At 69.9% G+C, this 13,459-nt stretch carries 12 protein-coding genes; 5 read left to right on the top strand and 7 right to left on the bottom strand.

Translation table 11 applies throughout. The annotated features are described in order from the left end of the window. Positions 1–77 precede the first annotated feature (77 nt). A complete protein-coding gene (locus tag ACIF9R_RS31815; RefSeq protein WP_399985874.1) occupies positions 78–689 on the bottom strand; it encodes a heme-copper oxidase subunit III in 612 nt (203 codons plus the stop codon). A gap of 226 nt (positions 690–915) precedes the next feature. Between ACIF9R_RS31815 and ACIF9R_RS31810 the strand changes: the two genes are divergently transcribed. Beyond that, positions 916–1,317: a hypothetical protein gene (locus ACIF9R_RS31810; RefSeq protein ID WP_399985873.1), complete on the top strand. Its 402-nt coding sequence runs from the start codon at positions 916–918 to the stop codon at positions 1,315–1,317. 117 nt (positions 1,318–1,434) lie between these two features. Here ACIF9R_RS31810 and ACIF9R_RS31805 read toward each other — a convergent pair whose 3' ends face one another. The 4 genes from ACIF9R_RS31805 to coxB form a co-directional block, all read right to left on the bottom strand. After that, positions 1,435–2,736, bottom strand: coding sequence for an Ig-like domain-containing protein (locus tag ACIF9R_RS31805; protein ID WP_399985872.1), 1,302 nt, complete (start codon positions 2,734–2,736; stop codon positions 1,435–1,437). A gap of 193 nt (positions 2,737–2,929) precedes the next feature. Next, the gene (locus ACIF9R_RS31800) at positions 2,930–3,328 is read right to left on the bottom strand and encodes a cytochrome c oxidase subunit 4 (RefSeq protein ID WP_399985871.1); all 399 of its coding nucleotides are present in this window, start codon (positions 3,326–3,328) and stop codon (positions 2,930–2,932) included. Next, the gene (ctaD, locus tag ACIF9R_RS31795) at positions 3,325–5,061 is read right to left on the bottom strand and encodes a cytochrome c oxidase subunit I (protein ID WP_399985870.1); all 1,737 of its coding nucleotides are present in this window, start codon (positions 5,059–5,061) and stop codon (positions 3,325–3,327) included. Before ctaD ends, ACIF9R_RS31800 begins: the two co-directional genes overlap by 4 nt. Beyond that, positions 5,058–6,050, bottom strand: coding sequence for a cytochrome c oxidase subunit II (gene coxB / locus ACIF9R_RS31790; RefSeq protein WP_399985869.1), 993 nt, complete (start codon positions 6,048–6,050; stop codon positions 5,058–5,060). Before coxB ends, ctaD begins: the two co-directional genes overlap by 4 nt. 275 nt (positions 6,051–6,325) lie before the next feature. Here coxB and ACIF9R_RS31785 point away from each other — a divergent pair, with 275 nt between their 5' ends. Next, positions 6,326–7,717 (top strand): cysteine desulfurase/sulfurtransferase TusA family protein, encoded by a 1,392-nt coding sequence (locus ACIF9R_RS31785; protein WP_399985868.1) that lies wholly within the window; start codon positions 6,326–6,328, stop codon positions 7,715–7,717. Positions 7,718–8,090: 373 nt separating this feature from the next. Here ACIF9R_RS31785 and ACIF9R_RS31780 read toward each other — a convergent pair whose 3' ends face one another. Further along, positions 8,091–9,065 (bottom strand): carbohydrate kinase family protein, encoded by a 975-nt coding sequence (locus ACIF9R_RS31780; protein WP_399985867.1) that lies wholly within the window; start codon positions 9,063–9,065, stop codon positions 8,091–8,093. Positions 9,066–9,194: 129 nt separating this feature from the next. On the opposite strand from ACIF9R_RS31780, the gene ACIF9R_RS31775 reads away from it, so the two are divergent. Together ACIF9R_RS31775 and ACIF9R_RS31770 are read left to right on the top strand one after the other, a co-directional pair. Beyond that, a complete protein-coding gene (locus ACIF9R_RS31775; protein WP_399985866.1) occupies positions 9,195–9,404 on the top strand; it encodes a hypothetical protein in 210 nt (69 codons plus the stop codon). 142 nt (positions 9,405–9,546) lie between these two features. After that, positions 9,547–11,457, top strand: coding sequence for a hypothetical protein (locus ACIF9R_RS31770; RefSeq protein WP_399985865.1), 1,911 nt, complete (start codon positions 9,547–9,549; stop codon positions 11,455–11,457). A gap of 99 nt (positions 11,458–11,556) precedes the next feature. Here ACIF9R_RS31770 and erpA read toward each other — a convergent pair whose 3' ends face one another. Continuing rightward, positions 11,557–11,913 carry an iron-sulfur cluster insertion protein ErpA gene (gene erpA / locus ACIF9R_RS31765; protein WP_399985864.1) on the bottom strand — a complete coding sequence of 119 codons (357 nt, stop codon included), beginning with the start codon at positions 11,911–11,913 and terminating at the stop codon, positions 11,557–11,559. Between the two features lie 287 nt (positions 11,914–12,200). On the opposite strand from erpA, the gene nadA reads away from it, so the two are divergent. Further along, positions 12,201–13,385 carry a quinolinate synthase NadA gene (gene nadA, locus ACIF9R_RS31760; protein ID WP_399985863.1) on the top strand — a complete coding sequence of 395 codons (1,185 nt, stop codon included), beginning with the start codon at positions 12,201–12,203 and terminating at the stop codon, positions 13,383–13,385. Positions 13,386–13,459: the final 74 nt, after the last annotated feature.

Below are 13,459 nucleotides of genomic sequence, written 5' to 3'. Positions count from 1 at the left end.
ACCCCGGTGTCAGGATCTTCTGCGTCGATGCTTCTGGTTGGTGCGCTGCTTCGAGCGCGCGAGGCTGTGGGCCCGTGCTACTTGATCATGTAGATCGTGGCAAAGAGGCCGATCCAGACGACATCGACGAAGTGCCAGTAATAGGACACGACGATGGCCGCGGTCGCCTGCTCGTGAGTGAACCTCCGTGCCGCGTAGGTCCGGCCCAGGACCAGCAGGAAGGCGATGAGACCGCCTGTCACGTGCAGGCCGTGGAAGCCGGTGGTCAGGTAGAACGCCGAGCCGTATGCGTCGGAGGAGAGGGACAGGCCCTCGTGCTTGACCAGCTCGGTGTACTCGAGGACCTGACCGCCGACGAAGACGGCGCCCATGATGAAGGTGACGATGAACCACGCCCGGAGCTTCTTCACGTCACCGCGCTCGGCGGCGAAGACGCCGAGCTGGCAGGTGAGCGAGGAGAGCACCAGGATCGTGGTGTTCGCCGCCGAGAACGGGAAGTTCAGGAGGTCGGCCTTCTCCGACCAGAAGTCGGGTCCGGTCACCGATCGCAGGGTGAAGTACATCGCGAAGAGGGCCGCGAAGAACATCAGCTCGGAACTCAGCCAGATGATGGTTCCGACGCTGGTGAGGTTCGGTCGGTTGACCGACGGGTGCGCGTGCCCGGTATCTACTGTCGTTGCTGTCGCCACGCCGACATTATGTCGGTCGCTTATCCCGCCCTCACTCCCGGGGGTGCCGTTCGGTGTGTTCCCCCGTCCTGGACTGCCCGGATGGCCTATCCCGAGCCCCGACGACGACCCTTCGAAGCCGTGGCCGAACCAGTGCTGACCGACGGTCCGAGGGGGTAGCATCCGCGCCATCGGTACCCGAAGTTCCCGACAGAGCCGTGCCCTCTCTCTTACGCGTGGAGGAACAATGCAGGCGACCGCCACGGTGCTGGTCTACAGCGACGACGCCAACACCCGGGAGCAGGTGCGTCTCGCCACCGGGCGACGGCCGGCTCCGGACGTACCCGTAGTGGAGTTCGTGGAGTGCGCGACCCCGGCCGCCGTGCTCACCGAGCTGGAGCGGGGTGGCATCGATGTGTGCGTGTTCGACGGCGAGTCCGTGCCGATGGGGGGCATGGGGCTGTGCCGGCAGATCAAGGACGAGGTGTTCAACTGCCCGCCGGTGCTGTTGCTGATCGGGCGGCCTCAGGATGCCTGGCTGGCGACGTGGAGCCGGGCCGAGTCCGCGGTGACCCTGCCGGTCGAGCCGGTGGAGTTCGCCTCGGCGCTGGCGTCCTTGCTGCGGCAGAAGCGGTTGCAGAGCGCCTAGAAGCTCGGTCCCTCTGGTCGGGGGGCGGCTGCGGGGCAATGGGGGCTGGTCGCGCCCGCGCGGCGGAGCCGCACATCGATACAGCCCCGCGCCCCTGGGGGCTGTCCTGAGGGGCGTTCACACGGTCTGTGGCCTCAGTCGGGCCTGTTCCGCCCGGCTGGGGGTCCCGTCGGCGATCAGGGCGCTGCCCGCGCGCCACTTGGGCCAGTCGAGGTTCCAGTCGCCGTAGCCGTTGCCGAAGGGTTCCATCGAGTCGCCGTCCGAGTTGACGACCTCCACGATGTCGCCCTGGCGGACGGTGTCGAAGAACCACTTGGCGTTCTCGGTGTTCATGCCCACGCAGCCGTGGCTGACGTTGGCGTAGCCCTGGGAGTCGACGGACCACGGGGCGGCGTGCACGTATTCGCCGCTCCAGGTCACCCGGGTGGCGTAGTGGACATCGAGGTCGTACGACTCCGCGGAGCCCTCGGCGATGCCCACCGTGGTGCTGCGCATGCGTACGAAGGGTTCCTTGGCGAGGACCACCTTGACGCCGTTGCGGGTCTCGAAGCCGGGCTTGCCGGTGGTGACGGGGATCTGCTTGATCTCCTCACCGTTCTTGTAGACCGTCAGCCGGTGGGTGGCGGCGTCGGTGAGCGCTATCACCCGGTCGCCGGTGCGGATGGTCAGCGGCTTCGAAGGTCCGCCCCGGAGCCGGTCACCGACCTTGACGCCCTCCAGGTTGCTGCGCACCCGGACGGTGGCGTGGGCCGGCCAGTAGTCCTTGGGGCGGTAGTGCAGCTTCTTGTCGTCGACCCAGTGCCAGGTGCCGCTCACGGCCGGCGTGGAGTCGACCGTGAGGGCGCGTTCCACGACGGCCCGCTGGGCCCGGTCCCTGACCGGGGTGTTCAGCTCGGCGGTGAGCGGCTGGCCGACGCCGTACGTACCCGCCTCGGGCCCGAAGGTGACGGCCAGTCGCTTGGCGGGGGCGGGCTTGCCGGTGGTGAAGGTGAGGACCTTGCGGCCCGGGGCCCCGTCCTCGTCCTCGGTGCTCACCCGGACCGTGTACCGGGCGCTGGCGGCCAGCGGGGAGGTGCTGTGCCATCGGCTGCCGTCGGCGGCCAGTTCGCCCGCCACGTGGCGCCCTGAGGCATCCACGGCGACGACGTCCGTGATGCGTCCGTCGGAGTCCTCGGCGACGATCTCCAGGGGCTTGTCGGGATCGGCCGGCTTGCCCGCCTCGACGGATCCGCTGAAGGAGATCTGGTCCGCCGCGTCGTAGGGCTCGGCGGACAGCGGGTCGCCGTCGGAGGAGCATCCGGTGACGCCCGCGCCGAGGGCGATCAGCAGCAGCGTGCAGCCGACGACACGGCTCCGGCTGCCCGCGCCCGCGCCACCACGGCCTGTCCGGCGGACCGGGCCCGGGGGCACCGGCCGCACCGTGCGACCCGCTCCTTGGGCCTGATCCGCCGGGCAGGTCCTGGGGGACTCTGTATGTCTCATGACCTCACGCTAGGAAGCCGTGCCCGCGTCGGCTCACTGGACGGCCCCGAACGGGTGACGACAGGCGGCACAAACGGGGGCCCGGACGCTCCTGACGGAGTGTCCGGGCCCCTGAATGCCGTGGCGCGTGTTACTGGGTGCGGTTCTCACCGCGGTAGTACTCGAAGACCCAGCCCCACAGACCGACGAGGAGCAGCGGCGCGGAGAAGAACAGCAGCCACCAGCCGACCGCGACGCCCAGGAAGGCGAACGCGCCACCCGCGGCGAGGGCCAGCGGCTGCCAGCTGTGCGGGCTGAAGAACCCGACCTCGCCGGAGTCGTCCGCGACGTCCGCTTCCTTGTCGTCCTGCGCGCCCACGTCGACCCGCCGGGCGGTGAAGCCCAGGTAGAAGCCGATCATGATGCTCAGGCCGAACGCCAGGAAAAGGGCGGTGGTGCCGACCGGCTCCTTCGACCAGACGCCGTAGACAGCGGCGACGATCAGGAAGAAGACGCTCAGCCACATGAACAGAGTGCCCTGGATCTTCACTTGCCGGCCTCCTTGCCACCAGCGAGAGCCTTCTCCCCGTGACCGGCGTTCTCGAGCTGGTCGAGAGCGGCGATCTCCGGGTGGTGCAGGTCGAACGCCGGAGATTCACTGCGGATCCGCGGCAGGCTGAGGAAGTTGTGCCGCGGGGGCGGGCAGGACGTCGCCCACTCCAGCGAACGGCTGTAGCCCCAGGGGTCGTCGACGCCCACCGGCTTGCCGTACTTCGCCGTCTTCCAGACGTTGTAGAAGAACGGCAGGAGCGACATGCCGAGCACGAACGAGGCGATCGTGGAGATCGTGTTCAGCGCGGTGAACCCGTCGGCCGCGAGATAGTCGGAGTAGCGGCGCGGCATGCCCTCGACACCCAGCCAGTGCTGGACGAGGAAGGTGCCGTGGAAGCCGAAGAACAGCGTCCAGAAGGTGATCTTGCCCAGACGCTCGTCGAGCATCTTGCCGGTGAACTTCGGCCACCAGAAGTGGAAGCCGGCGAACATCGCGAAGACGACGGTACCGAAGACGACGTAGTGGAAGTGCGCCACGACGAAGTACGAGTCCGTGACGTGGAAGTCCAGCGGCGGCGAGGCCAGGATGACACCGGTCAGACCACCGAACAGGAAGGTGACCAGGAAGCCCAGGGACCACAGCATCGGTGTCTCGAAGGACAGACTGCCCTTCCACATGGTGCCGAGCCAGTTGAAGAACTTCACGCCCGTCGGCACAGCGATCAGCATCGTCATGAAGGAGAAGAACGGCAGCAGCACACCGCCCGTGGCGTACATGTGGTGCGCCCACACCGTCACCGACAGACCCGCGATCGCGATGGTCGCGCCGATCAGCCCCATGTAGCCGAACATCGGCTTGCGGGAGAAGACCGGGATGACCTCGGAGACGATGCCGAAGAACGGCAGCGCGATGATGTACACCTCGGGATGGCCGAAGAACCAGAACAGGTGCTGCCACAGCAGCGCCCCGCCGTTGGCCGCGTCGAAGATGTGCGCCCCGAACTGGCGGTCCACCTCCAGGGCGAACATGGCAGCCGCCAGCACCGGGAACACGATGATGGCCAGCAGCGCCGTCAGCAGCACGTTCCAGGTGAAGATCGGCATGCGGAACATCGTCATGCCCGGAGCGCGCATGCAGATGATCGTGGTGATGAAGTTGACCGAGCCGAGGATCGTACCGAAGCCGGAGAGACCCAGACCCATGATCCACAGGTCACCGCCGACACCGGGCGAGCGGATCGCGTCCGACAGCGGCGAGTAGGCGAACCAGCCGAAGCTCGCCGCGCCGTCCGGGGTGAGGAAACCGCTCAGCGCGATCAGCGAGCCGAACAGGAACAGCCAGTAGGCGAACATGTTCAGCCGCGGGAAGGCCACGTCGGGCGCGCCGATCTGCAGCGGCATGATCCAGTTCGCGAAACCGGCGAACAGCGGCGTCGCGAACATCAGCAGCATGACCGTGCCGTGCATCGTGAACGCCTGGTTGAACTGCTCGTTCGACACGATCTGCAGACCCGGCCGGGCCAGCTCGGCCCGCATCACCAGCGCCATGATGCCGCCGATGACGAAGAAGGCGAACGACGTCGCCAGGTACAGCGTGCCGATCGTCTTGTGGTCCGTGGTCGTCAGCCATTTGACGACCACGCTGCCACGGTTCTGGCGCCGCACCGGCAGCTCGTCCTCGTAGTGGGACCCGGCCGCCTCGGCACCCTGGGGCTTGTTGAGGATGCTCACAGGATGTTCGCCTCCCGGTTCTTCTCAGGGCCCGTCTGCTCGATGCCGGCGGGCACGTAACCGGTCTGCCCCTTCTTCACGAGGTCCTTGAGGTGCTGCTCGTAGCGCTCCTGGGAGACGACCTTCACGTTGAACAGCATCCGGGAGTGGTCGACGCCGCAGAGCTCGGCGCACTTGCCCAGGAAGGTGCCCTCACGGCTGGGGGTCACCTCGAAGGCGTTGGTGTGGCCCGGGATGACGTCCTGCTTCATCAGGAACGGCACCACCCAGAAGGAGTGGATGACGTCACGCGAGGTCAGCACGAAGCGGACCCGCTTGCCCTCGGGCAGCCACAGGGTGGGGCCGGGGTTGTTGGTCTGCGGGTTCCGGGTGCTGGGGGTACCGCAGTCGTAGGCACCGCCGGCGTCGGCCGGGAAGGCGTCCTTGTACCGCTGCGGAATCGCGTCCAGTTCCTTGGACTTCTTCGCGTCGCCCGTCGAACCTTCCACGTTCTCGACGTAGTTGAAGCACCAGCTCCACTGGAAGCCCACCACGTTGACCGTGACGTCGGGATTCTTCTCGAGCTTCAGCAGCTCGGACTCATCGCGCGCGGTGAAGAAGAAGAACACCGAGACGATGACGAGTGGAACGACCGTGTACAGCGCCTCGATGGGCATGTTGTAACGGGTCTGCGGAGGAACCTCCACCTTGGTGCGGCTGCGCCGGTGGAAGAATGCGCTCCACAGGATCAGGCCCCACACCAGCGCGCCGATGGCGAGCGCGGCAGCCCAGGATCCCTGCCACAGGGAGAGGATCCGCGGAGCCTCTTCCGATGTTGGGGTGGGCATACCGAGGCGGGGGAAGTCCTCCCATGTGCAACCGGTGGCGGTCGCGAGGACCAGGCCCGCGGTCAGTGCCTGCAGCAGCTTCCGCTGCATGGGGCGCCGCGGCTTGGGGGTACCGCCCACGCCCTTCAGGCTGTGGGGGAGGTCGGAGCCGTTGGGACTCACGTAGCGCCTTCCCGAGAGTCTCGCCCGCGCTGTACGGCTGCGGCCTGGCCTTCTCGGTGGTCGGTCGCCGCCCTGCGTCGGGCAGGGGTTTGGATGTTTATGCGGACCAAACCCTAGCCGACGCCCTCCGGGGGGTCGCGGGAGGGGTGCCATACGCGCCGCGGGTTACGCCGAGCGCCTCATCGGCGGGGGTGCGGGTGGTTTCGCGGCTGCGACGGCGTGGTGGTCGACGGCCCGGTTCCCCGCGTCCCTTTGGGACGCTTTAGCGTGGGGGTGTGTCCTACTTCGATGCCGCTTCCGCCGCTCCCCTTCATGCCGTTGCCCGGCAGGCCCTGACGGCCTCTCTGGACGAGGGGTGGGCGGATCCCGCCCGGCTGTACCGGGAGGGGCGGCGGGCGCGGATGCTGCTGGACGCGGCGCGGGAAGCGACCGCGGAGGCGGTGGGGTGCAGGGCGGACGAGCTGGTGTTCACCTCGTCCGGCACCTCGGCGGTGCACTCGGGGATCGCGGGTGCGCTGGCCGGGCGGCGGCGCGCCGGCCATCACCTGATCGTGTCCGCCGTCGAACACTCTTCTGTACTCCATGCGGCGGAAGTTCACCAGACCGGCGGAGGGGCGGTGACCGAGGTCGCGGTGGGGCGCACGGGAGCCGTGAGCCCGTCCGGATACGCCGAGGCGCTGCGGCCCGACACCGCGCTCGCGTGTCTGCAGTCGGCCAACCACGAGGTGGGGACCGTACAGCCGGTGGCCGAGGTGGCCGCGGTGTGCCGGGCGGCGGGCGTGCCCCTGCTGGTGGACGCGGCCCAGTCGCTGGGCTGGGGGCCGGTGGAGGGCGACTGGTCGCTGCTCGCGGCGAGTGCCCACAAGTGGGGCGGCCCTCCGGGGGTGGGACTGCTCGCCGTACGCAAGGGCGTGCGGTTCGCGCCCCAGGGGCCGCGGGACGAGAGGGAGTCGGGCCGGGCCGCCGGATTCGAGAACCTTCCGGCGATCGTGGCCGCGGCGGCGTCCCTGCGGGCGGTGCGGGCGGAGGCGGCCGAGGAGGCGGTACGGCTGCGGGAGCTGACGGAGCGGATCCGGGCGCGGGTGCCGGGGCTGGTGCCGGACGTGGAGGTGGTCGGCGACCCGGAGCGGCGACTGCCGGGGATCGTCACCTTCTCCTGTCTCTATGTCGACGGGGAGACACTGCTGCACGAGCTGGACCGTGCCGGGTTCTCCGTGTCCTCCGGTTCGTCCTGTACGAGCAGCACGCTGACGCCGAGCCATGTGCTCAAGGCGATGGGTGTGCTCAGCGAGGGAAACATCCGCGTCTCGCTGCCGCCGGGGACCCGGGAGGAGGACGTCGAGCGCTTCCTGGCGGTCCTGCCGGAGGTGGTGGCGGGGGTCCGGGAGAAGCTGGGTGCGCCGGTGTCCACGGGGGAGGCCGTGAACCGGCCCGGCGAGGAGGCCGCCCTGGTCGTGGACGCGCTGGGCCGGCGGTGCCCGATCCCGGTGATCGAGCTGGCCAAGGTGATCGGGGACGTCCCGGTGGGCGGCACGGTCCGTGTCCTCGCCGACGACGAGGCTGCCCGCCTGGACATCCCGGCGTGGTGCGAGATGCGCGGCCAGCAGTACCTCGGCGAAGAACCAGCAACCGAAGGAACCGCCTACACGGTCCGCCGACTCAACTGACTCCCCCCGGGGGGCCGCAAGCACCCCCGCCCCCGGCACGGAGAGGTCCAGCCCCTCACCAACACCCCAGCACCCCACACCCCCAGGAGCACGAGGAACCGCGCACCCCGGCACAGAGGGGCCCCACCCCTCAGCACAGGCACAAGAAACGACACGTCCCTTCCAAAGGCGCGGGGAACTGCGCGGCCCCCCTGCACGGAGAGGTCCGGCCCTTCACCAACACCCCGGCGTCCCACACCCCCAGGGGCGCGAGGAACCGCGCACCCCGGCACAGAGGGGCCCCACCCCTCAGCACAGACGCAAGGAACGGCACGTCCCTCCAGGGGCGCGGGGAACTGCGCGAACCAACCCCCCACGCACCCCACCCGGCGACTCAGCCGAGATGCCCCCGGACCTCCTCCGCCGCCTCGTCCCCGTACGCCTTCATGAACCGCTCCATGAAGTGCCCCCGCCGCAGCTGGTACTCCTGCGTCCCCACCGTCTCGATGACCAGCGTCGCCAGCATGCAGCCCACCTGCGCCGCCCGCTCCAGCGAGACGTTCCACGCCAGGCCCGACAGGAACCCCGCCCGGAACGCGTCGCCGACACCCGTCGGGTCGGCCTTGCGCTCCTCGTCCGGGCACCCGACCTCGATCGGCTCCTCCCCGGCCCGCTCGATGCGGACACCGCGCGCGCCGAGGGTGGTGACACGGTGCCCGACCCGGCCGAGGATCTCCGCGTCGCTCCAGCCGGTCTTCGTCTCGATGAGCCCCTTCTCGTACTCGTTGGAGAAGAGGTAGGTCGCCCCCTCCAGCAGTATCCGGATCTCCTCGCCGTTCATCCGGGCGATCTGCTGGGAGAAGTCGGCGGCGAACGGGATGTTCCGGGAGCGGCACTCCTCGGTGTGCCGGAGCATGCCCTCCGGGTCGTCGGCGCCGATGGAGACCAGGTCGAGGCCGCCCACGCGGTCGGCGACGGTCTTCAGCTCGATCAGGCGGGCCTCACTCATCGCACCCGTGTAGAAGGAGCCGATCTGGTTGTGGTCGGCGTCCGTGGTGCACACGAAGCGGGCGGTGTGCAGGGTGTCGGAGATCCGCACGGAGTCGGTGTCGACGCCGTGCCGGTCCAGCCAGGCCCGGTACTCGTCGAAGTCGAAGCCGGCCGCGCCGACGAGGATCGGGCGGGTGCCGAGCTGGCCCATCCCGAAGGCGATGTTCGCGGCCACGCCTCCCCTGCGCACGTCGAGGTTGTCGACCAGGAAGGACAGCGAGACCGTGTGCAGCTGGTCCGCGACGAACTGGTCGGCGAAACGGCCGGGAAAGGTCATGAGGTGGTCGGTGGCGATGGAGCCGGTGACTGCGATGCGCACGGCGTGGATTCTCCTGAGGGAGGCGGGGTGTCACTTCACGCTACCGGGTGGGAGTGGCCCGTAGAAGCAGCCAAAACTACCCGATAGTAGGTCTTTCTTCGTGACCTTCGCCGTGCGTACGGTGCCGGCATGACGAACATCAAGGTCCACGCTTCCACCCCGGTCGACCTCGAGGGCGACCTGGCGTCACTGCGCGGCGACTGCGCCCGGATGGTTCCCCACTGGGCGGTGCCGGACCGGGTGGCCGCCCGGCCGGTGTCGCCGTCCCTGATCCACGGTGTGAGCGTGCCGCCCGCCTCCGCCCGGCTGCTGGACGCGATGTCGGAGTACGGCGACTGAGCCCACGCGGGGAACCGCGCGCTCCCCCGCTGCGTCCCATCGCTGTCCCCCGTACAGGGGATGCGGGATACGACCCCTCAGCAGTCCCGGTGCGACCGGGCAGGGTCCACAGGGACAGTTGCGCAGCCGAAGGAGCGATGCGGTGAACACCGAGCGACCCGACAACGACGACGCCGACGCCGAGGCGGGCAGCGCCGCCGGCAGCACGGACGGCACCGGGGGCGCTTCGGGCAGCGACGGGACGACGGACGACGCGGGGCGGCGGAACCGCTCGGACGCCGCCCCGGAGCCGGGTACGGACCAGCAGGCCGCCGCGGACACCGGGGCCGGTCCGGTGGACGACACCACCGACGGTGACCGTGCCGGGGAGGCCGGAGCCACGGAGCGCGAGCCGGAGGTCGGCCCGGACGAATCCGCCACCGACGCCGTCGGCGCAGCCGACGGCGAGGAGAACCGGCCCGGCCCCGCCCCGGACACCGCGCAGGAGACCGGAGTCCCGGAGAGCCGGCCGGACCGCGCCCCGGGGCCGGAGTCCGGCCAGGACGAGACCGTCGTGGGGGCGCACCGGGCCGGCGAACCGCACTCCGGGGACCGGTCCGGCGAGGGCCCGGCGCGGCGGCGTTCGCCCGTGCTCATCGCCACTGTCGCCGCCGCCGTGCTGCTCGTCGGGGGTGGCGGGGCCTATCTGGCCACCGGTGCGGCCGGTGGTTCCGGGGACTCCGGAGGCGGCACGACCCCGGGGGTGAACGGTGACGCCACCCCTCCGCCACTCTCCCTCGACGGCGACTCCGAGGACCCGGAGAACGGCATCGCGCCCGGCGAGCCCAACCCGTACGGCGTCACCTACCGCGCCGACGGCACGCTCCCGGGCGGTCCCGGTTCGGCGCCGGTGTACCGCGCTCGCGGGGAGGTGTCCGAGCAGCAGGTGCTCACGCTGGCGAAGGCCCTGGGGCTCGACGGGAAGCCGGTCGCGGAGGGCGGGACCTGGCGGATCGGCGGGCAGGACGGCTCCGGGCCGGCGCTGCGGGTGGACCGGAAGGCGCCCGGCTCGTGGACGTATCACCGGAACACCCCGGGCACCGACAACTGCAAGGGCGCCACGTGCAAGCCCTCGTCCCCCGATGACGGTGACGGTGACGTGGTGAGCGAGGCCGCCGCCGAGAAGGCCGCCGCCCCCGTACTGAAGGCCGTGGGCCAGGACGACGCGAAACTCGACGCGAGCCGGATCATGGGCGGAAACCGCGTGGTGAACGCCGACCCCGAGGTGGGCGGGCTGCCGACGTACGGCTGGACCACCGGTGTGGTCGTCGGCGCCACGGGTGAGGTGGTCGGCGGCAACGGCCGGCTCGCGGAGCCGCTGAAGGGGGACGTCTACCCCACGGTGAGCGCGCAGAAGGCCCTGGACCTGATGAACGCGGCGCCGGGCGAGAGTCCCCGCGCGGGCATCGGCGGCTGCGCGACGTCCGTACCGCTGGACGGGGACGGGCAGCAGGAGCAGTGCGTTCCGGGGGCGAAGCCGTCCGGGGACACCGTCACGGTCGACGACGCCGTGTTCGGGCTGGCCTCGCACTCCGTGGACGGGCGGCCCGCCCTCGTACCGTCGTGGCTGTTCGAGGTGCGGCCGGAGGGCGCGCGGGAGGCGCTCACGGTGACGTATCCGGCGGTCGACCCGGAGTTCCTCGCGCCGCGGTCGCGGTCGGGTGAAGCCAGCCCGGCGCCCACGGAGCCCGGTGACGAGCCGACCTCGGCGCCGCCGGCCGGTGAGACCTACGCCGAGGGCTACACGGCGGAGGGCAGGGAACTGACCGTCGTCTTCACGGGCGGCGTGTGCGCCGACTACAAGGTGACCGCGAGCGAGAGCGACAGCCGGGTGACGGTGCGGGTGACCGAGACGCCCTGGCCGGACAAGGTGTGCATCCTGATCGCCAAGCAGTACCAGGAGACGGTGCGGCTGGACGCGCCGCTCGGTGACCGTGAGGTGGTGGGCACCGACGGCGAGCCGGTGCCGCTGCACAAGGACGGCGCCCGGCTGCCGGCGCCGCCCACCCGGTAACGGGCGGCGGACATGACGAAGGCGGCGGCCCCCGGTCGAAGGGGCCGCCGCCTTCGTCACGTCCCAATGTGCGGGTACTGCCTGGGCCGGTGACCCGGTTCAGCTGAAGGAGTCGCCGCAGGCGCAGGAGCCGGAGGCGTTGGGGTTGTCGATCGTGAAGCCCTGCTTCTCGATGGTGTCGACGAAGTCGATGGTGGCGCCGCCCAGGTACGGAGCGCTCATGCGGTCGGTGACGACCTTCACACCGTCGAAGTCCTTCAGGACGTCGCCGTCGAGCGAGCGCTCGTCGAAGAAGAGCTGGTAGCGCAGGCCGGAGCAGCCGCCGGGCTGGACGGCGACACGCAGGGCGAGGTCGTCACGGCCTTCCTGGTCGAGCAGGGCCTTGACCTTGGACGCGGCGGCGTCGGTCAGGACGATGCCGTCGGTGACGGTGGTGGTCTCGTCCGATACGGACATCTACATCTCTCCCGGGTTGTACGGAGACTGCTTGCCGACGGTAGCAACCGGCGGGACCGCGGATTCATTCCGGGCCGGGCGCGTCTGTTCCTCGCTTCCCTCCTCATGCTCGCACACGCGGTGCGGAGCGGAAACCGGCTCTTGTGTGGCGTTGCCCGGAATGAACCGGCGCCCACCGGGATTCACGTCACACGGATGCTATTGGCCGTCGTCAAAGTGACGTGAACCGGATATGATAGATAGCGTCATTTCGACGAGAAGTCGCCAGAACAGAAAGGGTGCGTGTCGTGACCACCGCCCAGACCCAGGAGCTCGACGTACAGCCGACGCCCCTCGCCCTGCTGCTCCTCGGCCGTGAGGCCGACCCGAGGAGCGAGCGCGGTGTGGAGTGTCCCGGCGACCTGCCCTCGCCGTCCGACCCGGACCTGGTGGAACGCGCCCGCGTCGCCAAGGAGAAGCTCGGGGACAAGGTCTTCGTGCTCGGCCACCACTACCAGCGCGACGAGGTCATCCAGTTCGCCGACGTCACGGGCGACTCCTTCAAGCTGGCCCGGGACGCGGCCGCGCGGCCGCAGGCCGAGTACATCGTCTTCTGCGGTGTGCACTTCATGGCCGAGTCGGCGGACATCCTCACCGGTGACGAGCAGAAGGTGGTCCTGCCCGACCTCGCGGCCGGCTGCTCCATGGCCGATATGGCCACCGCCGAGCAGGTGGCCGAGTGCTGGGACGTGCTGACCGAGGCCGGCGTGGCCGAGCGGACCGTCCCCGTCTCGTACATGAACTCCTCCGCCGACATCAAGGCCTTCACGGGCAAGCACGGCGGCACCATCTGCACCTCCTCCAACGCGAAGCGGGCCCTGGACTGGGCCTTCGAACAGGGCGAGAAGGTGTTGTTCCTGCCCGACCAGCACCTGGGCCGCAACACGGCCGTGCGGGACATGGGCATGTCCCTGGAGGACTGCGTCGTCTACAACCCGCACAAGCCGAACGGCGGGCTGACGGCGGACGAGCTGCGCGGCGCGAAGATGATCCTGTGGCGCGGCCACTGCTCGGTGCACGGCCGCTTCAACCTCGACTCGGTCAACGACGTGCGCGAGCGCATACCGGGGGTGAACGTGCTCGTCCACCCCGAGTGCACGCACGAGGTCGTGGCCGCGGCGGACTACGTCGGTTCGACCGAGTACATCATCAGGACGCTGGAGGCGGCCCCGGCCGGCTCCTCGTGGGCCATCGGCACCGAGCTCAATCTGGTGCGGCGCCTGGCGAACCGTTTCGCGCCGGAGGGCAAGCAGGTCGTCTTCCTCGACAAGACGGTCTGCTTCTGCTCGACCATGAACCGCATCGACCTTCCCCACCTGGTGTGGGCGCTGGAGTCGCTCGCCGAGGGCAACCTGGTCAACCGCATCGAGGTGGACAGGGAGACTGAGGCGTTCGCCAAGCTGGCGCTGGAGCGGATGCTGGCACTGCCGTAACCGCGGATCCCATGACCAAGGCCCCGTCCGGTCACGTGACGTGACCGGACGGGGCCTTGGTCGCTCCGGGTGCC

Source organism: Streptomyces sp. NPDC086080 (genome assembly GCF_044540255.1).
GTDB lineage: Bacteria > Actinomycetota > Actinomycetes > Streptomycetales > Streptomycetaceae > Streptomyces.
This window is presented reverse-complemented; position numbering and strand designations above follow the sequence as displayed.

Bases quoted from the DNA above. Each gene is read 5' to 3' on its own strand.
- ACIF9R_RS31810 (WP_399985873.1), top strand. From the start codon at position 916: ATGCAGGCGACCGCCACGGTGCTGGTCTACAGCGACGACGCCAACACC.
- ACIF9R_RS31775 (WP_399985866.1), top strand. From the start codon at position 9,195: ATGACGAACATCAAGGTCCACGCTTCCACCCCGGTCGACCTCGAGGGC.
- erpA (WP_399985864.1), bottom strand. From the start codon at position 11,913: ATGTCCGTATCGGACGAGACCACCACCGTCACCGACGGCATCGTCCTG.